The organism is Methanosarcina sp. DH2, from assembly GCF_020804225.1.
Lineage (GTDB): Archaea > Halobacteriota > Methanosarcinia > Methanosarcinales > Methanosarcinaceae > Methanosarcina.
Window position 1 is genome coordinate 1 of the sequence record NZ_WJBI01000007.1, and the last position, 24,044, is coordinate 24,044.

Annotated in this window: 21 protein-coding genes, 4 tRNA genes and 1 rRNA gene; 14 read left to right on the top strand and 12 right to left on the bottom strand. The window is 42.1% G+C overall.

The window, feature by feature from the left end:
- Positions 1-122 (top strand): 5S ribosomal RNA (gene rrf / locus FXV91_RS10260).
- 540 nt (positions 123-662) lie between these two features.
- Here rrf and bfr read toward each other — a convergent pair.
- The gene (gene bfr, locus FXV91_RS10265; protein ID WP_229390495.1) at positions 663-1,133 is read right to left on the bottom strand and encodes a bacterioferritin; all 471 of its coding nucleotides are present in this window, start codon (positions 1,131-1,133) and stop codon (positions 663-665) included.
- Between the two features lie 358 nt (positions 1,134-1,491).
- On the opposite strand from bfr, the gene FXV91_RS10270 reads away from it, so the two are divergent.
- The 6 genes from FXV91_RS10270 to tpiA all read left to right on the top strand — a co-directional run bounded on the left by FXV91_RS10270 (position 1,492) and on the right by tpiA (position 5,517).
- Positions 1,492-2,061, top strand: a complete 570-nt coding sequence (locus FXV91_RS10270) for a YIP1 family protein (protein WP_255680157.1) — start codon at positions 1,492-1,494, stop codon at positions 2,059-2,061.
- A gap of 142 nt (positions 2,062-2,203) precedes the next feature.
- Positions 2,204-2,275: transfer RNA gene (locus tag FXV91_RS10275), tRNA-Cys, on the top strand.
- Between the two features lie 73 nt (positions 2,276-2,348).
- Positions 2,349-2,420: transfer RNA gene (locus FXV91_RS10280), tRNA-Cys, on the top strand.
- Between the two features lie 172 nt (positions 2,421-2,592).
- Positions 2,593-3,210 carry an endonuclease III gene (gene nth / locus FXV91_RS10285; RefSeq protein WP_229390497.1) on the top strand — a complete coding sequence of 206 codons (618 nt, stop codon included), beginning with the start codon at positions 2,593-2,595 and terminating at the stop codon, positions 3,208-3,210.
- Between the two features lie 264 nt (positions 3,211-3,474).
- On the top strand, positions 3,475-4,653 hold the full coding sequence (locus FXV91_RS10290; RefSeq protein WP_229390498.1) for a bifunctional 5,6,7,8-tetrahydromethanopterin hydro-lyase/3-hexulose-6-phosphate synthase: 1,179 nt from the start codon (positions 3,475-3,477) through the stop codon (positions 4,651-4,653).
- Positions 4,654-4,848: 195 nt separating this feature from the next.
- The gene (tpiA, locus tag FXV91_RS10295; RefSeq protein ID WP_229390499.1) at positions 4,849-5,517 is read left to right on the top strand and encodes a triose-phosphate isomerase; all 669 of its coding nucleotides are present in this window, start codon (positions 4,849-4,851) and stop codon (positions 5,515-5,517) included.
- Positions 5,518-5,755: 238 nt separating this feature from the next.
- Here tpiA and FXV91_RS10300 read toward each other — a convergent pair whose 3' ends face one another.
- From FXV91_RS10300 to FXV91_RS10325, 6 genes are all read right to left on the bottom strand, one after another.
- A complete protein-coding gene (locus tag FXV91_RS10300) occupies positions 5,756-7,312 on the bottom strand; it encodes a HEAT repeat domain-containing protein (RefSeq protein WP_229390500.1) in 1,557 nt (518 codons plus the stop codon).
- Positions 7,313-7,389: 77 nt separating this feature from the next.
- Positions 7,390-8,877, bottom strand: coding sequence for a prephenate dehydrogenase (locus FXV91_RS10305; RefSeq protein WP_229390613.1), 1,488 nt, complete (start codon positions 8,875-8,877; stop codon positions 7,390-7,392).
- A gap of 23 nt (positions 8,878-8,900) precedes the next feature.
- Positions 8,901-9,743 (bottom strand): shikimate dehydrogenase, encoded by an 843-nt coding sequence (locus tag FXV91_RS10310; RefSeq protein WP_229390501.1) that lies wholly within the window; start codon positions 9,741-9,743, stop codon positions 8,901-8,903.
- Complete coding sequence (aroD, locus tag FXV91_RS10315; protein WP_229390502.1) at positions 9,740-10,483, bottom strand: type I 3-dehydroquinate dehydratase; 744 nt, start codon at positions 10,481-10,483, stop codon at positions 9,740-9,742. Before aroD ends, FXV91_RS10310 begins: the two co-directional genes overlap by 4 nt.
- A gap of 140 nt (positions 10,484-10,623) precedes the next feature.
- Positions 10,624-11,766 (bottom strand): 3-dehydroquinate synthase II, encoded by a 1,143-nt coding sequence (locus FXV91_RS10320; protein WP_229390503.1) that lies wholly within the window; start codon positions 11,764-11,766, stop codon positions 10,624-10,626.
- 127 nt (positions 11,767-11,893) lie between these two features.
- Complete coding sequence (locus tag FXV91_RS10325) at positions 11,894-12,691, bottom strand: 2-amino-3,7-dideoxy-D-threo-hept-6-ulosonate synthase (RefSeq protein ID WP_229390504.1); 798 nt, start codon at positions 12,689-12,691, stop codon at positions 11,894-11,896.
- Positions 12,692-13,217: 526 nt separating this feature from the next.
- Between FXV91_RS10325 and FXV91_RS10330 the strand changes: the two genes are divergently transcribed.
- Positions 13,218-13,787, top strand: a complete 570-nt coding sequence (locus FXV91_RS10330; RefSeq protein ID WP_229390505.1) for a GMP synthase subunit A — start codon at positions 13,218-13,220, stop codon at positions 13,785-13,787.
- A 156-nt stretch (positions 13,788-13,943) separates the two neighbouring features.
- Here FXV91_RS10330 and FXV91_RS10335 read toward each other — a convergent pair whose 3' ends face one another.
- From FXV91_RS10335 to FXV91_RS10345, 3 genes are all read right to left on the bottom strand, one after another.
- Positions 13,944-15,275, bottom strand: a complete 1,332-nt coding sequence (locus FXV91_RS10335; protein ID WP_229390506.1) for a signal recognition particle protein Srp54 — start codon at positions 15,273-15,275, stop codon at positions 13,944-13,946.
- A gap of 355 nt (positions 15,276-15,630) precedes the next feature.
- A tRNA-Met gene (locus FXV91_RS10340) sits at positions 15,631-15,705 on the bottom strand.
- 69 nt (positions 15,706-15,774) lie between these two features.
- A tRNA-Met gene (locus FXV91_RS10345) sits at positions 15,775-15,849 on the bottom strand.
- A gap of 239 nt (positions 15,850-16,088) precedes the next feature.
- Between FXV91_RS10345 and FXV91_RS10350 the strand changes: the two genes are divergently transcribed.
- Positions 16,089-16,280, top strand: a complete 192-nt coding sequence (locus tag FXV91_RS10350) for a hypothetical protein (protein ID WP_229390507.1) — start codon at positions 16,089-16,091, stop codon at positions 16,278-16,280.
- A 142-nt stretch (positions 16,281-16,422) separates the two neighbouring features.
- Here the strand turns inward: FXV91_RS10350 and FXV91_RS10355 are convergent, their stop codons facing one another.
- On the bottom strand, positions 16,423-17,283 hold the full coding sequence (locus FXV91_RS10355; protein ID WP_229390508.1) for a protease inhibitor I42 family protein: 861 nt from the start codon (positions 17,281-17,283) through the stop codon (positions 16,423-16,425).
- Positions 17,284-17,667: 384 nt separating this feature from the next.
- Here FXV91_RS10355 and FXV91_RS10360 point away from each other — a divergent pair, with 384 nt between their 5' ends.
- Entirely contained in the window at positions 17,668-18,615 is a 948-nt protein-coding gene (locus FXV91_RS10360) for a formyltransferase family protein (RefSeq protein WP_229390614.1), read from the top strand.
- On the opposite strand, the gene FXV91_RS10365 is transcribed toward FXV91_RS10360, so the two are convergent.
- Positions 18,597-19,379 carry a winged helix-turn-helix domain-containing protein gene (locus FXV91_RS10365; protein ID WP_229390615.1) on the bottom strand — a complete coding sequence of 261 codons (783 nt, stop codon included), beginning with the start codon at positions 19,377-19,379 and terminating at the stop codon, positions 18,597-18,599. The two genes, FXV91_RS10360 and FXV91_RS10365, sit on opposite strands and share 19 nt — an antisense overlap.
- A gap of 320 nt (positions 19,380-19,699) precedes the next feature.
- On the opposite strand from FXV91_RS10365, the gene FXV91_RS10370 reads away from it, so the two are divergent.
- The 4 genes from FXV91_RS10370 (at position 19,700) to FXV91_RS10385 (ending at position 23,750) form a co-directional block, all read left to right on the top strand.
- A complete protein-coding gene (locus FXV91_RS10370) occupies positions 19,700-20,425 on the top strand; it encodes a phosphoribosyltransferase (protein ID WP_229390509.1) in 726 nt (241 codons plus the stop codon).
- A 543-nt stretch (positions 20,426-20,968) separates the two neighbouring features.
- Positions 20,969-21,427 carry a Zn-ribbon domain-containing protein gene (locus FXV91_RS10375; RefSeq protein ID WP_229390510.1) on the top strand — a complete coding sequence of 153 codons (459 nt, stop codon included), beginning with the start codon at positions 20,969-20,971 and terminating at the stop codon, positions 21,425-21,427.
- 263 nt (positions 21,428-21,690) lie between these two features.
- Positions 21,691-23,067 carry a hypothetical protein gene (locus FXV91_RS10380; RefSeq protein ID WP_229390511.1) on the top strand — a complete coding sequence of 459 codons (1,377 nt, stop codon included), beginning with the start codon at positions 21,691-21,693 and terminating at the stop codon, positions 23,065-23,067.
- Positions 23,068-23,081: 14 nt separating this feature from the next.
- Positions 23,082-23,750, top strand: coding sequence for a hypothetical protein (locus tag FXV91_RS10385; protein WP_229390512.1), 669 nt, complete (start codon positions 23,082-23,084; stop codon positions 23,748-23,750).
- Positions 23,751-24,044 lie beyond the last annotated feature (294 nt).

Below are 24,044 nucleotides of genomic sequence, written 5' to 3' on the forward strand. Positions count from 1 at the left end.
TCTGGCGGCCATAGCGGCAGGGAAACTCCTGTACCCATCCCGAACACAGAAGATAAGCCTGTCCACGTTCCTTACTGTACTGAAGTGTGCGAGCCTTCGGGAACTCTGGATCGCTGCCAAACTCACCCTATACTACTTTCAAACCTATACTACTTTCAAACCTATTCTAATATTGTTTTCTAATATTGTTTTTCCTGAATATTTTGTTTTCTGACGCTAGTTTTTAATAATGTTTTTTGAAACTGCTTTTTGATAATGTTTTTTGATATCGTTTCTTGACATCATTTTTTGACATCGTTTCTTGACGTTGTTTTGCTATTTCAGTTGATTTTATTATTACTGTTGTTTTATTCTTTGAAGCTTCTTCTCTGTTTAGTACACTTTTTGTCTGTTGAGCGAAGCTTAGTATCAGTATCTCTCTACATTAGCCTTCTTTTTGAGGCTGTAGAAGTACATGCTGCCGCCTTTTGCTGGTCTGGCAAACTTTATTAATCAATCTTACTGATTCTCGTAAAAAAATTCTAAAAGTATAATGTTTTTTTTCCCATTGGATAAATCTCTCTAGATATCCTGGGGCATTGGAAATTTTTACTCTTTACCATGGCTTTTCACAGGTGGCCCCAGGGATATCTCAAAAACAGAAGTACAGCAGTTATTAGTCCTTATTCATAGATCTGTTGCGCCAGATAGTTCTGGATACCGATCTGGTTGATCTGGTCGAGCTGCGCCTCAATCCAGTCTATATGTTCTTCTTCTTCCTTCAGGATCGCCTCGAGAAGCACTTTAGTGTTATTATCTCCTATTTCTGATGCCAGGCGGATACTGTCGTTGTAGCCTTTAATGGCCCCATCTTCGGCCCTGCGATCACTTTCATGCATCTCCGGCACAAAGGAGCCGATAGTCATTTCGTTTAAGTTGCTGACGATAGGCTTCCCTTCGAGGAAGAGGATACGCTCTATCAACTTTTCAGCGTGCTTCATCTCGACAATGGCGCGCTTTTCGATTTCTTCTCCCAGTCGCTTGTAATTCCAGTTTTCACACATTTCAGCATGAACAAAATACTGGTTGATAGCAGTCAATTCCTCAGTTAAACGAGCATTTAGATGTTCGACCATCTTTTCATTTCCTTTCATACATAAACCCCCTATGCAAAGGAAATTATAGTTTGCACAATTTATAATTATACACTACAAAAATGCTTGAATACTTGATTATTTCTTGAAAACGTTGAGGTGATCGCTTTTCAGACTTCAAATTCCTTTCAGTCAACGGTATCGCTTCGTATAATTAATGGCCTCTGAGATGCGATCTGAAGATTGGATCTTAAGAGCATAGCTGAAAAAAGAGTCCAGACTGAACCCTGATTTATCCTGATTTGTTTTATCTCTAACTTGCTTTTTTGAATTCCCTTCTTAATCTGGGAACAAACTTTCATTCCTTCCTTACAAATCCTTTTATAAAGACTCTACCTATTTTTTATTGGGATAAACTATGGATTACATCGAAACCTGGAAAGAAGTTATACAAAAGCCATCTGATTTTTATAGAAAAATGCCAACGACTGGAGGGTATGCTGAGCCTCTCACGTTTGCAGCAATCAGCTATTTTATATACGGACTTTTGACCGCACTTTTTAACCGCGGAATGATGGGAGGCATGTACGGATATGGAATGATGGGTACTGGAAGATACGGTCTTTCTACTTCACTTATGGTCGCGATCATGATGCCCATTATGGGTATTATTTCTATCATTATCGGAGCTGCAATACTTTATATTATTTATAAAGTGCTTGGGGGCAAAGGAAGCTATGAAGGTACTGTGAGGTTCGTATCTTATGCGACTGCTGTGCTGCTGCTTTCCTGGATTCCATTTATCGGCTGGATCTTCGGGTTTTATGGAATATACCTCTATATTCTGGGCGGTATGATCGTACATGATGTAAGTATGGTTAAATCCGCGATGGCTGTACTCCTGCCTACTTTCCTGGTCATCCTGCTTGTCATAATTATGGTAGTTCTGGCAGGATCACTTGCATATACCATGATTTTTCCATCCTAATTTGGTTTTCTCCTTCTTGGAGATTACACTTTATTTTTTAATGTGTTTATCAAATTCTTTGAAATTTATTGCCGTAAGCTAAATATTTATATATAAGAAATTACTTTAATTGCATCTACACGACTAATACGTGCTCAAAAATGCCAAGATGGCGGAGCGGCTACGCAATCGCCTGCAGAGCGATACCATTCCGGTTCGAATCCGGATCTTGGCTTTTTTCTTCTATTATAACCGATTTGACCTAAAACTATATATTCAATAAAGTGCTTTAAAAGAATCCACTTTGTGCCAAGGTGGCGGAGCGGCTACGCAATCGCCTGCAGAGCGATACCATTCCGGTTCGAATCCGGACCTTGGCTTCTTAAGCACTTTCCACTTCTCTTTTAAAGTTCTTTTTCATTTCTTACCTTTTCTATATTTTTTATCTTTAACTCAGACCTCTCTAAAACGTCTGTTTTCGTTTTTTAAATTAATGAATTAATTATATCTTTAATCCTGTATTTTTATATTAAGAGAATACTAACTTTGGGCATGGATATTGATGAACTCATGCAGAGACTTTTCGAACTTTATCCGGACGGTTGCACTGTAGACATAAGGGAACCCTTTTTCGCATTAATCTCAACTGTTATGTCCCACAGGACCCGGGATGACGTAACCTATCCTGCAGCAAAAAGGTTTTTTGAAAAGTTCTCAACCCCTGAGGAAATGGTCGAGGCTAATGTTGAGGAGATTGAAGCACTCATAAGAGATGTGGGTTTTTATAGGGTCAAAGCCGGAAGGATAAAGGAAATCTCCAGAATTTTACTGGAGGAATACAATGGCAAGGTTCCGGATAATATGGAGACTCTCCTTAAACTTCCCGGAGTCGGCAGGAAAACAGCTAACTGCGTACTTGCGCATGCATTCCTTAAAGAAGACGCACTTGCTGTCGATACGCACGTTCACAGGATTTCTAATAGGCTTGGGCTGGTAGTGACAAAGAATCCTGATGAGACCGAAATAGAGTTAAAAAAAGTCCTGCCGCAAAAGTACTGGAGGCACGTAAATATTTTGCTTGTAAAATTCGGGCAAAATGTCTGCCGGCCTATATCTCCAAGGTGTGGAATTTGCGTCCTGAACGATATGTGCCCTAAAATTTTCCTCTGATTGGGAGTTTCCCGAACTACTTTTAGTTATAGAATCGAATTCATAAGGCTCTGTACAGGGGTGAAAACCCTTATGGAGGATACGAGATTATTTATATAAAGCTGGCATTAAGCAGCAAAAGGGTTACTTTTAACCTGAATTCGATGACAGATTCATTTAAGGTACACAGCTATCATACTTTACATAGTATATATTCTCAATACTCTGCACAGTATATGTTATCAGTAATCTGCATCTCATATTTACCAATTTACGAGGTCAAACATGTTTCAGATAGGAGAAGCATTAATGGGGCAGGGCTCAGAACTTGCCCATATTGATTTGATGATAGGAGACAAAGGAGGTCCTGTAGGGCAGGCTTTCGCAAACGGCCTTACGCAGCTTTCAGCCGGACATACTCCTCTCCTTTCCGTTATCAGGCCCAATCTGCCTCCAAAACCTTCTACTCTTATTATCCCGAAGGTTACGGTAAAGAATATGGACCAGGCAGCAAGGATTTTCGGACCTGCCCAGTCAGCTGTTGCAAAGGCGGTAGCAGACTCTGTAGAAGAAGGAGTTATCCCTAAGGATCAGGTTGAGGACATTGTCATTGTAGTAAGTGTCTTTATTCACCCTGAAGCCCAGGATTACAATAAGATCTACAGGTACAACTACGGAGCCACAAAACTCGCAATCAAGAGAGCACTTGAAGGCTTCCCTGACATCGACACTGTGCTTGAAGAAAGCAACAAGTCCACACACGCTATCATGGGCTTCAAAGTCACAAGGCTCTGGGACCCACCATACCTGCAGATTGCTTTTGACAACCCTAACATCGAGTTCGTGCTTTCGGCTATCTCGGATATCCCTAAGAGCGACCACGTCATTATCGAGGCAGGCACGCCCCTTATCAAGCGCTACGGCATGGATGTAATTTCCAAGATAAGGCAGGTAAGGCCAGATGCTTTCATTGTTGCTGACCTGAAGACTCTGGACACCGGAAATCTTGAAGCCAGAATGGTTGCAGATGCTGCAGGCGATGCTATTGTAGTCTCAGCCCTTGCCCCTATTAGCACCATTGACAAGCTCATTGAAGAAGCCCACAAGACAGGTATCTATGCGGTAATGGATACTCTCAACCAGCACGACCCGATTTCGGTCTTGAAGCAGCTTAAGGTCATGCCCGATGTCATCGAACTCCACCGTGGAATTGATATCGAAGGCACAGAACATGCCTGGGGCAACATTGAAGAAATCAAAAAGATTGCTCCAAAGGCTCTGGTTGCAGTTGCAGGCGGAGTACGCCTTGACAAGGTACCTGTTGCTCTTAGCCAGGGTGCTGACATCCTTGTGGTCGGACGCGCTATCACCAATGCAAAAGACATCAGGGAAATGGCTGAGCAGTTCATTAATAGTCTTAACAAGCCAGAGATCGACCAGTTCAGGGTCATGACAGACTTCTGAGCAGGTTTCGAATATTTCCTAAAAAGCTGCCGGAGAAACTGCTAAAACGGCTGTTGTTAAAAGTGTTAGAAACAGCTAATAAACCGCTAATAACAAAGTTACGGCAAAACCTCCGGCAGAAACTCTCAACGAAAGTGTGGATTTCCACGCTTTTTATTTTTCACTTTCTTTTCACTTCTCAGGAGGGTATCTTTCTTGAGTTCACCATTCATTTTACTGAACTATAAGACCTATATACAGGGCACAGGTCAGGGAGCAGTTGATATTGCAAAAGCCTGTAAAATCGTGTCCGAAGAATCAGGTATCGAGATTGCGGTAGCTCCTCAGCTCCCGGATATTTACAGGGTAGCTTCCGAGGTTGAGCTTCCAGTCTTTTCCCAGCATCTGGATGGAATAGGCGCAGGAAGCTTTACTGGCCATATCTTCGGAAAATGCATAAAAGAAGCAGGAGCTGTCGGGACTTTGATCAATCATTCCGAAAGGCGTCTGACTCTTGCAGAAATCGAAGCTTCTCTGAAAGCGGCAAAAGAATTCGGGCTCAGGACAGTGATATGTACGAATAACGTCCCTACAACAGCAGCAGCAGCAGTCCTTGGTCCGGATTATGTTGCAATCGAGCCTCCTGAACTTATAGGCAGCGGAATCCCGGTCTCAAAAGCCGACCCTGAAGTTGTTAGTGGTTCTGTTGAGGCAGTAGCAAAAGTCAATCATAAAGTAAAAGTGCTTTGTGGAGCCGGAATCTCAAAAGGTGAAGACCTCAGGGCAGCCCTTGACCTTGGCTCGGAAGGTGTGCTTCTGGCTTCTGGAATTGTTAAAGCTGCAGATCCAAAGGCTGCACTGGAAGATCTTATAAGTTTGATTTAAATTATTAACTTGTTTTAATTTTTTCTGAACCTTTGTTCTCAAAAAACACGGATAATCTAAAACATGCATAATCCCCGGATGAAAACATGAATAATCCGTATGGATGAAAACACCCGAGTAAAATACCAGAGTAAAATTCGAGTAAAGAATTATCTGAGTAAAAAAGAATGCGGCTTTTTCAGCCGCTTTTTTGAGTTTTTTCAGGACTTTCAGGTTTTTGATTACTGATAGCTCTAAATCACTGATAAGCCTGAATAAGGGGCTCAACTGCTCTCGGGTCCCCAATTTCAATAAGAATCAGGGCAGTTTCATCCTTAATTTTCAGGTCTTCGGTTTTCAGGTTTTCTATAAGAGGCTCAACCGCCGGTTCTCCCATATTTATAAGGGCTTCTCTAGCGCTAACTCCAAAGTCTTTATCTGCCAGTTTTTTTATGAAAAACCCTGCAGCTTCCTGATTTTTAGTTTTTCCAAGAGCAAGGAGGGCTCCGTTTCTTATGCCCATATTCATGGTCTGATTGTCAAACACCATTTTAAGGGTACTTACAGCTTCAGGGCTTCCTATATTTCCAAGAGCTGAGGCTGCAGCTACCCTTACTTCAACCATTTCCCCATCATCGGTTAGCACTCCGGTTAATGTTTCCGTAGCCTTTGGGCCTCCTATTCCTCCAAGGGCAAGGACAACACTTTTTCGGACATCTGCATTTGCGTTCAGGTTATCTTTTCTTCTTCCTTCAGCTTCTTTTCCGCTCGCCAGAACGTCTATCAGCGGCTCTACTGCCGATTCATTTCCCATTCTACCAAGCGTAAGGGCTGCATTACTCCTTACCGAAGCCTTTGAGTCTCTCAGTCTCTCGATAAGATATGGTACAGCTTCTTCTGCTTCTAGTTTTCCAAGGGAGACTGCAATACTGCTCCTGATGTAATCTTTCTCGTTATTTTTTAATTCCATCATCAGGGTATCTACGGCTTTTTCATCTCCGAGTTCTCCAAGTGCCATAGATGCGCTATATTTTGCCAGAGGGTAGTCCCTGGTAAGCATTTTCAGTAAGGGGTCTGTTGCAGCTTTTTCCTTTTCTTGTCCAAGAGCCATTGCAGCTGCAACTCTTACGTATCCATTTTCGCTTTTAAGAGCGTTAAGGAGTTTTTCAGTTTCGTTCCCCGGTTCTTCAGGGTCAATTTTTGAAAGTGCAAAGGAAGTATAGAGCGTAGAATTCTGTTCTTCAGCTTTTAGAGCCTCTTCAAGAATATCCGTGTCATTTCCGTATTCCATATTAAGGGATCTTGCAAGGCTCTCTCGCATGGCTTTATCTTTTGTTTCTATAGCCTGCATAATATCTTTTGGAACTTCTCCCTGACTCTGTTTTCCGGCTTCATCAGCTGCAGTCCTATTTGAAGCCCCGTTCTCTTCAAAGTTTCCTGAAAGAGTACTTTCCGCTCTTTCATCTCCGGTTTCAAGAAGTGCGAGAAGCATATAACTTTTTATTTCTCCCGAGCTTGAATTTCCGGCCTCAATCGATTCAACATTTTCAATCCTTTCAATGAGAGCGTTTGCTGCCAGCTTTCCGAATTTTCCAAGTTCAGCTATTGAGTTTAATCTTGTTTCACGGTCACCAGTTTCCAGCCTATTTATGAGATATGTGACCTGATTTTCGCTTGAAACTCCAGCTACTGCTGTGGCGTTCGTTGCATTTCCATTGCTTTCAATAAACTTATCACCGCTTAAAAGAAGTGAAAAAAATATAGTAAGAGTGATAAGTGCAAATAAAAGAGAAATTTTCCATTTGACCTGAGACATTATGTTTTGTATTTATTTATTTATTGTTTATATCGGTTTCTCTGCTCATTAAGTCACAGTTTTAGGAAATATCTCTTTCATTTCTCACGCTTCAGGTTTTTCTCTCTTATCCGGCACCCAAGCCCGCAAAGGAGGACTGTCACTTCAGTTTCGACATAATCTGCGTTACAGTCTCCAAAAATAGTTATCCTATAAGTCACTCCTAGCTTTTTTGTCTCACTTAAGTTTTTTTCGGATACTGTCTCATTAGCCCAGTTATAGATATCACTGATTTGACAATCTGCAAGATGCTTGTTTGTATTAACTGCTCCGAGAACTATCTCAGGGTCGGCACTTTCAGGGATGAGGACTGAAATATCCCGGATCGAATGTTTCAGATTTTTTCTTCTCCATTCCCTCAACTCGGACTCCGAAAGAAGTCGAAGGTTTTCAAGCTTGAGTTTTATGAATTTGTTTTTGATATTAGGAGCAGTACCTTTCGAAACCAGTTTTGTAAGAACTATCTCGTTCGGCCCCACCTTTTCCACTCTACCTACATGGACTTTTCCGGAGTAAATGTGAGAAAAACCGCAGACTTTTCCGACAGAGTTAAGGATAGTCTCGTATTCGGCTATCCTGGAATTAATAAGTTTGTCCGACCTGTGCAGGGCATGGGATGTATCATCATATTTTCGGGCAGCAGCCTTCATTTTTCTTACAAAGCCCTCTTCATCATGAGCCCGTACAAGGCTGGATAGTTCCTCACATTCCTTTATAAATGCCTCATGCACTTCCGGAACACCCGGGTTTTCCATCTGAATCAGGGCGTAGAGGTAGGGATTCTGTCCAAGAATTCTGCCCACAAAGTCAAGCATTATACTGTAAACCGGGCTTACGAATTTTCTGGATTTCTTGATGTCAAAGTCAAGCCTGTTAATAGTCGCCCCTATAGAGATATAAGCAAAATGAGTAAGACCCTGCACTACCGAGACCAGCCGGTCATGTTCGACTGCGGTCGTGATTTCAACGTGTGCACCGTTTTCCTCAAAAAGCTGCCTGATTATCGGAAACCATTTTTCAGAACGCCCTTTTACCGGAACAAGGATTACGGTTTGCCCCCGGATTGTGGGAATTGTGGGGCCGAACATAGGGTGTGTTCCAAGGATCTCAACATTTTCGGGTGCAAAGCTCTGCATAGCTTCTACAGGCTTTACCTTGATGGAGGTAAAGTCCATAAGAAGGCTGCCTGCTTTCATCTTTGGGGCAACCCCTGCAATAGTTTCTTCCGTTGCATTGATAGGGACGGATACGATTACTATATCACTTTCAGGGATAACTGCTTCAAGGTCCGAAGCAAAAGGCACATCCAGTCTCCTGGCGACTTCCACCTTGCCCCCTTTTCCCCATACAGTAACCTCATAGCCCTTTTCTTTAAAAAAACGAGTGAACCACTGCCCCATTTCTCCGGTTCCGCCAAGGATCAGAACCTTCGTTTTTCCGAAATTCTGTTTTTCCAGATCTGGGTTCCATATTTGGGTTCTTGTATGGTTTTGCAGCGCATGGCACTGATCTTTTTCGGCCTTCATTATTCCGGTCTCAAGATCCGTGTTCAAGCCTGCAGAGCCTCCAGTATGGTTTTTTTCATGAGTTCTATTGGAGGTTCAACTCCTGTCCAGAGTTTGAAAGCTTCTGCTCCCTGATACACGAGCATTAAAACCCCGCTTACGGTTTTTGCTCCGGCAGCCTTTGCTTCCCTTAAAAGCCTGGTCTCAAGCGGGTTATAAACGATGTCAAAAACAGTAAGGCTGCTGTGAAGTTCTTCTGCTGTTGCAATAGTTGTATCTGTGTTCGGGTGCATCCCGAGAGTTGTGGTATTGATCAGGATATCTGCATCCTGCAACAATTCTTTTAGCCCTGAAAGCCCGGCACCGTTTATTTTTCCCGGAAGGGTTTCAGCCGAGATCTCTTTTGCAAGTTCGAGTGCCCTTTCTTCGGTCCTGTTTATTACTGTGATATCGGCCCCATCGGCTGCAAGCTGAAAAGCGACCGCTCTTGCTGCTCCTCCTGCCCCTGCGATCACCACTCTGGACCCCTCAATTTCCACTGCAGCATTCAGGAGTGCTTGCCTTGCTCCCAATCCATCGGTGTTGTACCCCTGAATTTCTCCTGTTTTTTCAAAGATTACAGTATTTACTGCTCCAATTCTTTTTGCAAGGGGATCAGGCTTGATAAAGTCCAGTTTCAGAGCCTCCTCTTTTAATGGAACTGTCAGGTTAAGCCCTCCAAACCCCATAGCTTCTGCTCCGAGGATTGCTTTTTCCAGTTTTTCCGGCCTGACTCTGAAAGCGTGATAGATGCAGTCCATTCCAAGGGCTGAAAACGCTGCATTATGCATGGCAGGGGAAAGGGAATGCCCTATAGGGTTTCCAAATACACCAAAAACTTGCTTCATTTTAGCATTTCCATTATCTTCTTTACTTCATCCACAGGAAGCTGACCCGGGGCTGCGGCTGAATCCTTTTCCATCGAAGCATATGTCAGGACTGAACCGTAAAGAGGCGCAATTACTCTTGTATGTTTTCCTTGCTCCCCCATGGCAATAGTGCATACTGACTTTCCCGCACCCCTGAAATCCAGCGTAACTCGCAAAAGATTAAGGACATCTTCCATTGACTGGGGCATCACTGCAAGTTTGGCAATATCTGCACCAGAAAGAAACATTTCTTCAAGAATTGCTTTCATTTCCTGAAGAGAAGGAGTTTTTAAAAAGTCATGGGAAGACACAATTACGGTTTTTCCGTACTCTTTTGCCACTTTTATAACTTTGTCTCTTTCCTCCCTATCTGCAAAGAGTTCGATATCAACTGCATCAGGTCCGTTTTTATCCGGTCCATCTTTAAAAGAAAGGAGCCCTGTAAGAAGTCCGGTTCTTTCTCTCTCTTTTCCTTCCCATTTTCCTCCTTCCTTCCTGGAACGGTTAGTAACGATTACAGGAAGCCCTGTTTCAGACTTTATTTCCCTTACTGTTTCTGCAGCTCTCTCCAGGTCCTTGACTCCCAGCAAGTCCAACCGGACTTCAAGAATATCGGTTCCTTTTTCGGCTGCTTTTTTTGAGGAATCAATCGGTTTTTCGAGAATTACTGCAACAACCGCAGTTTTCTGTTCAAGGTCAAATGGGCCTATGTGGGTCATGCTTTCTCCGAATCCGGGAGCTGTTTATTTGTCTGTAACTGGGTATTTTGCCTGTAACCAGTGATTTACCTGTGTTGGATAATCTGCCTGTTTATCGAGCTTCTGCGTTTTAAGCTTTTGAATAAGAAGCTTATAATAAGTTACTTCTCTATGATTGTCTCCTGTATTTTTTTGCCGAAATGTCTGGCTCCTTCTTCGAGACGGACAAGGACCTCGTCTCCTTTCTTCAGTTTTGCAACTGAGATCGGGCTTCCATCCTTTCCTACAAGCTTGATGGTTTCGGCATTTTGCAGGATTGCAGTTAAAGTCCTGTCTCTGGCTCTTGCTTCAATTAACATTAGAGGGCGGCTTTCGATCTTGACTCTGCCAACTATACCTTCCCTCTGTTTTCCTTTCGAGTCTACAATAGTTACGGTATCTCCGGTCTGGAGTTCCGAAAGATAGCGGGTTTTATCCCCTATTTTAATGTAAGAATGAACTGCACCTGCATTTACCCTGAAGGGGCGGGCTGCCACGTAAGGGCTCTCCTCGGATTCTGAATTTACCAGGAACATCCCGCTTGCCTGCGAACCTATAAGCATGCCTTCTCCGCGCTGCATGAGGTTGCAAGTATCCACACAAACCCGGTCTCCCATTCCAAGGGGTTCTACCCTGGTTACCACTGCAGCTTCAAGTTCGGCGCTTTCGCTTTCCTGTTCTCTTGCAGCCTTGATCGTATCTTTTATTTCCTGAGGGTTTCCGCTGTCAAGGAGAACTCCATCAGCTCCTGCTTCAAGAGTCTGGAAGGCGAGCCTTGCTTCTTCAGCACTTTTTACCCCGAAGATAATCTTTACTTTCTCGCGCTGGAGATCGGCTATCAGGTTCTCGAGAGGAATAACTTTCCAGTCAGTGCCTGTCACAAGCAGATAATCGCAGATCTTTCCCATTTCGGCTGCGAAGCGTTCATAGTGTTTATCCTTGATGACCACATATCCGCCTACGTTCACGCCTTTATCCATGAGCAGGGTTGCTGCGTTTACATCAAAAGAACCCGGAAGCTCCGCGGGCAGGGGTTTTGTCCCGTCACCTTCTCCTCTCTTTCCCACTACCACGATATCAGCTCCGGACTTGTTGTCACGGGCAAAGGCTGCTACTGTAATGTTTCCGAGTTCCCTGACTTTCTCTACATCTCCCGGATTTACAAGTACACAGTCGGCTCCGGATTCCAGGCCTGTCGTGATTCTCTCTTTCTGTTCTTCCCATCCGCCTTCATCGGCTTTTATCCAGACGCTTTTCTTTTTCAAAGGCTTTCAACCCCGTTCATAAATTCTGTTTTTTACTCCGGCCTTACTCCGGTACTTTCATTTTCGGTTTTTATTTTTTATTTCGGGCTTAGTTTTTGCTTCTCAGCACCCTTTTCTTAATGTCTCTTTACTTTAATTGCTCAAGAGCTTCTTCTACAGGCCTTCTATGGTGTACGATTTCGCAAATAGCCCTGGTCAGCCTGACCGGATCCCTGTGCTGGAACACATTTCTTCCGATTGCAGCTCCTCTAGCTCCGGCTTCCATTGCTCCGTCAATCATTTCAAGAAGCTCGAAGTCGGTTGAGGTCTTCGGTCCACCTGCAATTACTACAGGCACAGGGCAGCCCCTTACCACATCTCTGAAACTGTCAGGATCTCCGGTGTATACGGTTTTTACAACGTCAGCCCCGAGTTCGGCTCCAATCCTGGCAGCATGTGCCACATTTACAGGGTCGTGAGGATTTGTGATTTTTTTGCCTCTGGGGTACATCATAGTAAGAAGAGGCATACCCCATTCCGTGCAGTCCCTGGAGATTGTCCCTAGCTTTTCGAGCTGGTCGGTTTCCGTGTCGGACCCTACATTGATATGCATTGAAACTGCATCAGCTCCCATTTTTATCACTTCCTCAACAGTACAGACCTGCACCTTAGCGTTGGGGTCGGGGCTCAGTATAGAAGAGGCACTGATATGCACAACAAGCCCGATATCATGACCGTATCCTCTATGTCCGTACCTGACCATTCCTTTCTGCATAAGAACTGCGTTTGCTCCTCCTTCGGCAACCCTATTAACTGTATCGGTAATATTAATAAGCCCTTCAATGGGTCCGTCGGAGATCCCATGGTCCATGGGAATAATGACCATGTTTCTGCTCTCCCGATTCATCAGCCTTTCTATGCGTATTTTTTTGCCAATCTCTGACATGGTAGTTCCCCTAAGTTCTGAACTAATTTACTTTATTTGTAAGTTTTATTGATTTTATCAATTGATTCTTTCTAGCGTGCTAGTATGTCACATAGTAGCACGCATCTTATATTTAAACTTATTCAAGCCCTGATCCTGTGCAGCTTCACAACTTCTTTGGGTTTAGATAACACCCATTGGACTAATTTGTACATCTATGTACTATAGTGCTCAGCTCTTAAAGTTTTCTCTTATTTGACAGTTCGTGGTTGGATAGTTCATTATAGTTAGATTGTCATGTCTGATTTCATTCCTTCGATAACTGCCCATACGTATTTTCTCTTTGTTGGGACACCTTCTCTTTGTTGGATGTATTTTCTCTTTTCTGAGATAGCTGCATGAACCTTGAAATGCGGATGTGAAGAATAAGAAAGTGCTGAAGCGAAGCCAGGAAGATACAAGAATTAAAATAGGATAACATGGGCTAATAGAATAAGCTTAGAGCGTAAGAACCATTTCACATTTGTAAACAGGAACGGAAAAAACTATGAGAGAATTAAAAATCCTTGTTGTAAACAACTACGGACAGTTTTGCCACCTTATTCACAGGGCTGTTCGGGACCTTGACATGGATACAAAGATTATTTCCAATATAACCCCTGTAGAGGATATTCTGGCGGAGAAGCCTGACGGGCTAATCCTGAGCGGAGGGCCGGATATGGAAAGGTCAGGCCTCTGCTCTGACTACATCCGGGAAATTGATATCCCTATTCTTGGAATCTGCCTCGGACACCAGGCAATTGCGCTTGCTTACGGAGGTCATGTCCATGCAGGAAAAAAAGGCGGGTATGCCGAGGTTGAAATAGAGGTCCTCGAAGAAGATGACATACTCAGGGGACTTGGCCCAAAAACAACTGTATGGGCTTCTCATGCAGATGAGGTTGCCATTCTTCCTGAAGGGTTTATCCACCTTGCCCGCTCAGATGTTTGTGAAATTGAAGCCATGCGCCATCCCACAAAACCGATTTATGGTGTCCAATGGCATCCTGAGGTTTCCCACACCGCGCAGGGAGAAAAGTTACTTATGAACTTCTTTGAGGTTTGTGATCAGTACTGATCAATCAGTACTGACACTTCTGTAATTTAGAAAAAAATCTCTAAATCTCTAAAAAGAGTCGGGGTTATCTTAAAGAATCCTGTAAATTCTAAGAATTACATAAAAAGAGCAAAAATAATCAAAATATAAAAACGATAGAAAAAAGTCCCGGGATTATTACATCCCGAGTTTTTTCTTCATCATCTTCTGAATATTGAATTTTCCGCCTCTGAAACCTTTCAGAGCCGTCTGCATGGTTTTGTGGTACTTCAGAAGCTCTCTTACATCTTCGGGACTGCAGCCTGAGCCCCTCGAAATTCTTTTGATCCTTGAGCCGCCTATAAGTTTAGGATCTGTCATTTCCTCTTCTGTCATTGAGTCCATGATTATCTTGTAATTTTTCATCTTGTCACTGGTGGCCTGGAACATTTCATCCGAGAACTTCGCGCCTCCCATTCCACCCATGCCCATAGGGAGCATTGACATAATCTGTTTCAGAGGTCCCATCTTATTCATTGCTTCGAGCTGCTTGTACATATCCTTCAGGGTGAAGCGTCCCTGCATCAGGGCTTCAACATTTACGTCTTCTTCGCTCAGGCTCTCCTCTGCCTTTTCCATCAGGCTCTTGAGGTCTCCCATTCCGAGCAGCCTTGAAATAAACCTGTCAGCTTCGAACTTTTCAAAATCTTCCGGGGTTTCCCCAACTCCGATAAAAGCAATCGGAGCTTTTGTTTCGGAAACTGCCGAAAGCGCTCCACCACCTTTTGCTGTCCCGTCCAACTTTGTGATGATAACGCCTGTGATCCCTACAGAGTTGTTGAACGCGTGAGCCTGCTGGCTTGCCTGCTGCCCTATGCCTGCATCCAGAACCATGAACTTGTGGTCGGGTTTTGCGATAGCATGAATCCGTTCCATTTCTTCTATCAGGTCGGCTTCAAGGGCGTGTCTACCTGCAGTATCTACGATTTTTATATCATATTTATCAAGCGCTTTAAGCCCGTTTCTGGTGATCTCGACAGCATCAGGGTTTCCTTCTTCTCCGTAAAAAGCCACATTGAGTTTCTCAGAGAGAGTCTTAAGCTGGTGGTAAGCCCCAGGACGGAATGTATCTGCGGCAATAACTCCTGCTTTGAGCCCTTTTCTCTGGAAGTAGCGGGCGAGTTTTGCAGTGCTCGTGGTTTTTCCGCTTCCCTGTAGCCCCACCATCATGATTGTCTGGGGCTTGAGCTGAATTTCCGCTCCTTTCCCGATGATTTCCATCAGTTCCTGATATACGATGCGGATTACGTGCTCCCTCGGGTTCATACCCGCAGGAGGTTCTTCTTTCATTGCACGCTCTTTGATTCTCTGGGACATCCCCATGACAAGTTTTACGTTAACATCGGCCTGGAGCAGAGCCCGCTGAATATCCTTTACTACTTCGTTGACCGTGCGCTCATCAATTCTCCCTGCGCCGATCAGTTTCTTGAGTGCCCCCTGTAAGGAGTCTCCGAGTTTTTCCATTACCATATGAGAATCGTCCTGCTTAATTTTGAGAATGGATAAAAAGGTAGTTTAAGTTCCGTTTATTAGCCTATGCAAGGAGATTACTTTTTCTTGCGTTTATTTTTACCTTATAGGAAGGTGATCTTTTCTGAATTTATTTTAATCCTGTTAATCCTGTATAAGAAAGTGATCTTTACTTAATAAGCCTTTGAGTTTCTGACGCTTTAAAAAGGTACGATAGAAAGCATAAGATAGGATTGATTAACTGGATATTAATGAGTGCCCGGATATAAAAAATAGAGGTACGGTACAAAACCTGAGATAATACAAATTATCGGGTAAAGAAAAATGAAACCAATATCTAAAAGAATTGTTTTGATAGCGGGGGATGGATTCGAACCATCGGTCTACGGGTTATGAGCCCGTCGGGATCTCCTGGCTACCCCACCCCGCTACAGGGTTTTTGCTTTATTTTGTCCAAAAGGAAAATTATCAGGAAAAGAGTTATCTGAAAGTTCTCTGATAGCGGGGGATGGATTCGAACCATCGGTCTACGGGTTATGAGCCCGTCGGGATCTCCTGGCTACCCCACCCCGCTACAGGGTTTTATAGGTCAGGCACCTTGCCTGAGACAACTACCTGAACATACTAACGATTACTTATATACTTTTCGCTCGATCCATTAATCTTTCCGGAAAATCGGATAACTTTGCATCTGCTTTAGAAGCTTCACAGTTTCAATCCTACCTTTTTCAGGTTTTTATTCATTTCTAGTTTTGCTGGTTAACCTGGAATTTTCAGGAAAGATATTTGAAAGCCGGAGACCCACATTATACTATGACCAGATGTTTGTTTTGCGGAGCCTATTGTGAAGTAAAATGCGGAGTCTACTGCGAAAGCTATTCCGGAAACCCCGAAGAAAAAGAACACAGGGAAGATGTAAATATACTTGGGTGTACTCAGATAGGCACGTCGTATATCTGCGACAGTTGCCTTAAAGACTTAAAACAAGCCCTGGGGCTCCCGTGAGATCGCTGGAAAATGAGGTGACTGCTGATAGGAAGTATTTTTTCATGCCCCATCTCTTAATTGGGATTCCTCCTAACTTGATATTTCTCTTACTTAATAAAAGATAAAAAGGAGGAAAAGGCATGAAAAGCAAGACTGCAGTTCAGACCACTTCGACACTAAGTGTAAATCTGTCTTCAGTGCCGGTTTCATTTTCCCAGGATCTTTTATATATTGCCATTACTTGCTGGTTGCCCTCGGAATCGGCTTTGATTTCCCAAAGATGAACTCCTCCGGCACCAACAAGAGGCTCTTCACCTTCTTCAGACTCTGGAGTATAGTACTCATCCGAAACCAGACTGAGTCCCTGGCTCAGGTTAAGTTCCCAGGAATAGCCCGTGGTAGGGTTTTCTTGGAGCCTGAGATAAAATGTCTCTTCATTTTCGAGGCTTATACTTGTTCCATTGCCAGCTTCGGTTACTACCTGCTGTCTCGGAGGCATGGGGCTCGGCAGTTCCTCTAATGTATTATCAACGGCAAGTTCAAATGATCCTGTTACCCCATTTACATTTACAGTATAGTTTCCGGCTTTGAGATCCTGCACGTCAAGTGGAATTGTTTTCTCAAAATCTTCTATAGCCTGGGTACACATTACATCTTTTGGGCGCTTTGTCGTGATATTGATATTGAAGACGTTTCCTTCCCTTTCAGTGTTTACTTCGTCGATTTCGGTGCATCCATCAGGAAGATAGCCTTCTGCTATCACGTGTATCTGTACGGGAAAAGATTCGAGAGTCAGAATATCGATGCTTTCCACGTTTGCAGTACCGTATATGTATTCTTGTTCGCTGGTGTTCTGGCCGTCGGTTACTTGACCTTCTGTTTCGTTATCCGTATTGTTTTGTCCATCGTCAACACAGCCGGAAAGTGAAACTGTAAAGATAACGAACAGGACTGCCATTAGTCTCACAGCTTTTACAGACCTGTGATTTATTACAGGCCTGCCATTTATTTTTTCTTTCATTTATCTCCCTCTTGATTCTTCTAATATATAGATAAAAAGATAAGCCTGTTCGAATTTATCCTTTGCTTAAGCTTCAGTTCTGTTCGCAGCTTTAATAATATGTTTATTTTCTCTGTTATTTTGAAATTATATGAACTACATCTTTCTCTTTATAGCGAATCGATTTTTGCCAAAAGGATTTAAAGAGTAAGTAGAGCGGCACTCAGGGAGTTTTTCGATTTGAGTTAGTAAAAAGCGGCTAAGATTGGCACGAAGTGCAGTTGAAAGAAAGGTTGAAAGAAAGGTTGAAAGAAAGGTTTAAAGGAAGGTTCAAAGAAGTGCCTGTAGAGGTTTTGTTTTCATCTGGTATCCGATAAAATTTTAGGTGGGATTCTATTGAGGGTTGTGGTTATTACACAGGGCATTCCGCAAATTCTTCAAGCCATTATAGAATCAAAACATAAAGTTGTGGGAATTGTTGATTGTGCCCCAGCAAACGAACCAGATAAGTTTCTCAAAGCAGCAGGAAGGTTCCTTACAGGTGTTCACTACTCGCTGACTTCAAATCCTTTGAGCCTGAGACTTTTTTCCCGAAAACTGCAAATCCCTTACTATTATCTTAGAAAAGAGAACAGTAAGGATCTGGAAAAATGGGTCAGGAGTGTGGAACCTGATCTTATTGTCATATATTCCATGTCTCACCTGTTGAAAGAGAATGTTTTCAGTATTCCTTTACATGGTACTATTAATATCCATTATTCGTACCTTCCGGAGTACAGAGGGCCCAATCCGCTGTTCTGGGAATACTATGATCATATACTCAATCCCGGTGTAACCCTTCACTGCGTGGATAAGGGAGAAGATACGGGAGATATCATCTGCCAGGAACGTGTCCTTATAAATTCTGGAGAGGCACTCGAAGAAACCGGTCAAAAGCTGGTCTCTACCGGAATTAAACTGCTCTCAGAGGCGATGGATGTTCTTGAAAACGGGAGTGTCAGAATTAAACAGCAGCCTATTGGCACTCCAACAGTAAGGGCCAGAAAAATCAAGCCCGAAGAATATGATAAACTGGTAAAGTGGGACGATTGGAGTGTTGAGAGAGTCTTCCATTTTTTAAACGGTACCCCGAAGTATCACTCCGCTCTGCTGAAGAAAAATAGCTTTTACAGGCTGGGATTCAGTATCAGGATTCTGGATTACGAAGAATGCAATACTTCAGGATATGAGACCGGCAACCTCTATAAAGAAAAATCAGGGCATTTTTTCGCCTGTAGAGACGGGAAAATATATGTTGAAATAAAACCTTCTCTTGATAACTTTTTTGTCCGAATTTATCCTTTTATCTCCTGAGCCTTGTCTTTGTAATGGAGAATAAGGTCTTCAGTCCATTTCAAAGGGGCGAGTTCAAAACTTATAATACTTTCCTGGTCATAAGCTCCTTTCCAAGTAAGGAAATCAGCCATCATGAAATGTTCAGTTTTCGTCAACATAGCTATTTTTATTTCGTCAGTGCAAACAAAAAGCCGCCTGTTTTTTCTGGCCAGATAAAGTTTCAGTTCTTTCTCGAAGTCGTTTTTTAATCTTTCATAAATTCTTTTTGTTACTACAAGAGTAATTTCAGTATTTTTATCTGCAGTTCTGAGAAATACCCCTGGAAGTGCCGGATGGAATATTGAAGACAGAGAAAGCAGGTTTTTTGACTTTTCTATATTTTTTAGAAACACTGCAGGAGTCTCGAAAATTTTATCAGGATCGGGTTTTACAAGAGAATATGGTTTTAGTTCGTTAAGTCTCTCAAGGAAGGCTGGAGACAAACCACTCAGATCACGCTCCTGCCAGAATTCTTTATGTTCCTCGATGACTTCAAGAATGTCAAGCAGGGGCTGCATTTTTTCAACCAGAATTTCTGCAAGAGGGGTAAGCCGGTATTCTCTATCATCCTGCAAAACCAGAAAATCCTCCTTTAACTTTTTGATCTGGGGAAGCATCCCTGTAGGGGTAACATTCAGGAGATCTACGATTTCTTCTATCGTTTTTCCTCCCTCCTTGAGGAGGAGCAAAAGGTCCTTTCTTTTCTGGGACATAAAGAGCAGGTCTATCAACATTTTGTCCATTGTTTTCACTATCCAGATTCACTTCTCTGCGGAAAAATTATTTTTGATCCTTTCTGCTTTCTGGAAGATCTCTTGAGCCTTTTATTTCCGGCAGCAGTAATCAAATATCTTTAGCTTTAAGGCTTTTTTCAAATAATATCTTAACTGCATCAAAATATGCCAGTAAGGTTTTCAAATTTGCCTTAAAGTGTTTCTTTTTAGTCCTTTTCCGAACTATTTTTTAACAAGATAAGAAAACTTAAAGTCTATGGTCTGAATTATATGATCTCGAAGGTGGAGCCTGGACATGAGTGCTCCTGAAATAATTAATTTCCTGACCAATGCACCGGGTTTCGGATCCGGGAGGGTTTTTCATAGAATCGTTTAGATGTGTGCTTACTAATTGGGATTACATTTACAACCTGTGCCGAAACATTTCAAGAGAAATCAAAAGCTCCGGATATGAGCCGGATGTTATTATCGCACTTGCCAGGGGAGGCTGGTTTGCGGGACGTGTGCTGTGTGATTTTCTTGGGCTCGATGACCTGTCCAGCCTTAAAATCGAACATTACATAGGGTCTGCAGCTATTGACACCGGAGAACCTTATATACGGTATCCTCTCTCAGACAATGTAATCGAAGGCAAAAAAGTGCTTATCGTTGATGACATTGTGGATACAGGGGAGAGTATGATCAGTGCTAAAACCTACATAGAAGGCAGGAATCCCAAAGAGGTTCGAACCGCTTCCTTACAATACCTGGGAAGCTCGAAAATTGATCCTGATTATGTAGGAGAGCGGCTTGAAGATTGGGCATGGATTGTCTATCCCTGGAATTTTATGGAAGACATGATAAGTATTCTGACAAAAAACATGAGAAAAGACCCTAAGAAGCTCTGGACTCTTGAAGACCTTAAACACAGCCTTTACATAAACCACGCCCTTGATCCGGTAGTTTTTGAAATTACCCAACCTGGCAGGCTCCAGGAAGTCATGGAAGAGATGGACCGAGTCCGTAGAACCCGTTCTGAGGTTATTGACGGGAAGGAGTATTGGAAACTTTTATAAAAATATTTATTGCTTGTTTGTGTGTCGATAGTCTGTGCACCAGTAATCTGGCATCAGTAGTTTGCATTTCAAGGTTACACTCGATACCGGGAAAACTAGACATAATCTCCCCAGAAATTACCTGCTGAAAGCAGGACTACTGAAAGCAGGAGGTTTGCAGCCGATAAGGGCAGGAAGCCCTCCGGTTAAAACAAATCTTTTGTTAAAATCACTATATAAAAAAATTGTAAATACAAATATACATATTTATTAAAGGTATTTACTTAAGATATTATTTAATGTATACTGATGTACGTATCAATGTATACTGATGTTGATGTCAATTTCTTATAAGAATCAATCTCATACTCAATCCAATTGCCTGTTTAAGTTGCCAATTTAATGATCAGTTTAAGATCTCTATCTAAGTAAATACGTATTTAAGAAGTATCTTAGATATACATATCTAAGAAGTATCTAAGTGCGCAGATCTAGTAAGATATCCATTATAAGATTATAGATCCTGCAGCAATTAAGTTTGTATTATCAATTACCGGTGAACTCATGCCCCATAGATGTACCAGATGCGGAACCATTTTTGAAGACGGAGATTCTGTAGTCCTTAGCGGCTGCCCGAACTGCGGCTGGAATAAGTTCCTCTATGTGAAAAAAGAGCCAGAAGGTTTGGAAAACCAGGGAAGGCCCGCTCTGGAAGAACAAAAACTGGATCTTGAAGCCTCTCTGGACGAGGTTGTCAGGAATATTGACGAGGCCCTTGCATCCGGAGAAAAAGACAGGGGTCAACAATTAGGAAACGAAAGTAAAACTGATGAGAACAGGGTAGAGTCCGTAAGGATTCTCGGCCCCGGCTCTTACGAACTTAATCTGGATTCTCTTTTAGAGCGAAAAGAACTTGTTATGGCAATCAGGGAAGAAGGTTCATATGCTCTCCATCTGCCCTCCGTTTTTAACCAGCAGAAGGAAAGGCAAAAAGAAAAATCAAAATCAAAGAAGCAGAGATAACCTCTGACCTTTATCTTTTTCATCAAGCCTTCTGCTTTAAATTCATCTGCAGAACTCCTTCTCTTTTCTTCATTATACAGCTTTTAAGCATAATTTTCTATAGTTATCTTTAGTGACCTGCCTTTTCTTTATTCTTTTTATTGGCATCAGGGCACAAACCCACAAAAGAATGAAGTAATAGAACAAAGTTCTTCTAGAAAGAGTGCAGATCTATATTTGATTGGAGAGTTTGTTATTTATTATTTCCGAGTTGGGGGATTCGAATGAAATTAAGTAGTACAGAAAGAGTACTTGCTGCCTTTCTGATTCTGGCTGCTCTCTCAGGATTTCTTGTTTTAACTGATGATAATAGTAAAGTTAAAACTCCTGAAGGTCCTGGAGCGCAACCCGATAAAATTGCTTCAGGTGAAAGGTCGCTCCGGGAACTTTCAGGGACCTCTGGTAATAATATCATTCAGAGGATTGAGGTTCAGGATATTCCATTTGAGTCCCATGAATATTGGGATGGTTTTGAAACTATTACAATAGACGTTGAAGAATTCGAGAACTCTGCTGCAAACGGGAGTGTAAATCTCAGGTTATTAGAGAGAAATTTTGAAGTAGAAATCGAGGAGATTTCCAGACTTAATGGGGGGAAATCACATCGCTACTCGGGGCATATTAAAGAAATACCTCAAAGTAAGGCAACCTTCTACGTATGCGGTGATTTACTTAGCGGCTCCATAGAGTTTGAAGACCTGATGTATAATATTGCAGTTACCTCTGAGGTATCTGACGGGAAAACTGTTCACACTGTATTTATAATGGACTGGGAAAAAGACAGAGAGAGACTGAAACACTCGTTAAATCCACTTAGATTCATTTTTGCCTCCGGTTCCGCAGGAAGTTCTTCAGAGATTAAAAGCTGCATGATCGATGAGAATAGCGTATTTGAAGAACTGGTGTTTGATAGACATTCTTTCGAGGTCCCTGTGGCTTGTGAGGATTTTGAAACCGTGATAGTAAACCCTCAAAGATTCAGGGAGTCCGCTTCAAACGGGAGTGTAAATCTAAGCCTGATGGGAAAGCACTTAAAACTGAAACTGAAAGAAACCAATACTACCAACTCACAAACAACCTATGCCGGATACATTGTCGGAAAGCCGGAAAGCAGTGCAGTTTTTGCAGTAGGCAACGATACAATTGACGGCTTAATTAATATTGACTTTTACACACTCTCCTATGGAGTTGCAGCTACGGATCAAAAATATGATGGAAAAGTTGTCCATCTTATATGCAGATACTATAACGAAGATACCGAAGAAAAATTAGAGCAGAAATTTTCTCCAGACTCTTTTCAGTTCTTTCTGAAAAATGAAGATAAGAAAACACATGAGATAGGTATCGAAATCCTGGACTTCTATAAGGAACCGATGTTCTGCAAGACTTATTCGTTGAATCCTCTCAATGAAATTTCTTTTTCTGAGATTAGAGCTGAACCCGGAATTTACATGTATGAAATTACTTTGGATAGAAACCTTACTTTCGAACAGGAAGTAAGGGCTAACTATGCTACCGGGCCTGGTTCTTCTGAAAAACTGCATATCGACCTCATAGACCATTCGGAATATCCTATCGCAATCGGGATTGAATCTGCCTAGGAGGTTTAATACATATGCAGAAAAAAGTAAAAACTGTAATTCTAATCATTATTGGCATGGCAGTATTATACTATGCTGCTCTGCCTTTATTCTATGAATCTTTTAATTATTATCCACCCATGAAAGAGGATATGCCTTATAAAGGGACTGTACGGATATGGAGCATCCTTACAAACCAAAGAATAACTCTTGATACTGAAGTTCCTTCAATACCTGTAAATCAGTTCCCTGTGTATCAAGGTAGATCTTCTTCCAGCGCCCTGAATGTCAGTTTTATTAACTCCGATGAGTATTATAATGAGTCTCATAATAACAGATATACCGGGGAAATTTGTTTCCTTGTTGCTAATAATGGAATTGCGGAAAGCATGTTTAACTTAACCGGTCATGCTACAGATCTTGAACCCAGACAAATAGAAAGTTCCCAAATGATGGGTTTTAATGATTCGGGTAAATACATAATCCAGCAGGTAAGTAACCGAAATTTTGTCACTCAGAAAGGTAATTTGCCAATGTTTTCACTGGGAAGGACCAGAATCACTGATGTCAAATTTATTTACTTCAACGGTTTTGACACTTATCCCTGCGAATATAAAGGCCAAACTACATATTATCCTGCCTGGAAAATCACTGCTGAAACCTCAAATTACGGGAATGAAATTTTGATAATTAAAGCGATTTAACGATGAAGCTTTTTAACGAATAAGGTTTTTAATAACCTATTCTTTTTTCATTCACTTTTTTAGCAAACAACCTCTTCTCTGTGCAGACCTGGATTTTTCTATATATATGCCGATAACCCTGAACAAATCCAGGTCCTGATAATGCTGAACAAGTCTGCACTGCTGGAAAATTTCTGATAAATTTTCGGGTAATTTCTGACATTACCAGTTTAACAGAAAACTTTATATAATAATATTGATAACTAATGGTTACTAACTATTGCGCACGTATAATAGTTAGTGTTCTGGCCAGGG

What these genes read in the sequence shown, in the direction of transcription:
- FXV91_RS10310 (WP_229390501.1), bottom strand. Translation starts at nt 9,743, where the DNA reads ATGAAGCAAGTTTTTGGTGTATTTGGAAACCCTATAGGGCATTCCCTT.
- FXV91_RS10350 (WP_229390507.1), top strand. Translation starts at nt 16,089, where the DNA reads ATGACCAGATGTTTGTTTTGCGGAGCCTATTGTGAAGTAAAATGCGGA.
- FXV91_RS10375 (WP_229390510.1), top strand. Translation starts at nt 20,969, where the DNA reads ATGCCCCATAGATGTACCAGATGCGGAACCATTTTTGAAGACGGAGAT.
- FXV91_RS10270 (WP_255680157.1), top strand. Translation starts at nt 1,492, where the DNA reads ATGGATTACATCGAAACCTGGAAAGAAGTTATACAAAAGCCATCTGAT.
- FXV91_RS10305 (WP_229390613.1), bottom strand. Translation starts at nt 8,877, where the DNA reads ATGAAGGCCGAAAAAGATCAGTGCCATGCGCTGCAAAACCATACAAGA.
- FXV91_RS10355 (WP_229390508.1), bottom strand. Translation starts at nt 17,283, where the DNA reads ATGAAAGAAAAAATAAATGGCAGGCCTGTAATAAATCACAGGTCTGTA.
- FXV91_RS10370 (WP_229390509.1), top strand. Translation starts at nt 19,700, where the DNA reads ATGCACCGGGTTTCGGATCCGGGAGGGTTTTTCATAGAATCGTTTAGA.
- bfr (WP_229390495.1), bottom strand. Translation starts at nt 1,133, where the DNA reads ATGAAAGGAAATGAAAAGATGGTCGAACATCTAAATGCTCGTTTAACT.
- FXV91_RS10300 (WP_229390500.1), bottom strand. Translation starts at nt 7,312, where the DNA reads ATGTCTCAGGTCAAATGGAAAATTTCTCTTTTATTTGCACTTATCACT.
- FXV91_RS10325 (WP_229390504.1), bottom strand. Translation starts at nt 12,691, where the DNA reads ATGTCAGAGATTGGCAAAAAAATACGCATAGAAAGGCTGATGAATCGG.
- FXV91_RS10365 (WP_229390615.1), bottom strand. Translation starts at nt 19,379, where the DNA reads ATGGACAAAATGTTGATAGACCTGCTCTTTATGTCCCAGAAAAGAAAG.
- FXV91_RS10330 (WP_229390505.1), top strand. Translation starts at nt 13,218, where the DNA reads ATGAGAGAATTAAAAATCCTTGTTGTAAACAACTACGGACAGTTTTGC.
- aroD (WP_229390502.1), bottom strand. Translation starts at nt 10,483, where the DNA reads ATGACCCACATAGGCCCATTTGACCTTGAACAGAAAACTGCGGTTGTT.
- FXV91_RS10290 (WP_229390498.1), top strand. Translation starts at nt 3,475, where the DNA reads ATGTTTCAGATAGGAGAAGCATTAATGGGGCAGGGCTCAGAACTTGCC.
- nth (WP_229390497.1), top strand. Translation starts at nt 2,593, where the DNA reads ATGGATATTGATGAACTCATGCAGAGACTTTTCGAACTTTATCCGGAC.
- FXV91_RS10380 (WP_229390511.1), top strand. Translation starts at nt 21,691, where the DNA reads ATGAAATTAAGTAGTACAGAAAGAGTACTTGCTGCCTTTCTGATTCTG.
- FXV91_RS10385 (WP_229390512.1), top strand. Translation starts at nt 23,082, where the DNA reads ATGCAGAAAAAAGTAAAAACTGTAATTCTAATCATTATTGGCATGGCA.
- FXV91_RS10335 (WP_229390506.1), bottom strand. Translation starts at nt 15,275, where the DNA reads ATGGTAATGGAAAAACTCGGAGACTCCTTACAGGGGGCACTCAAGAAA.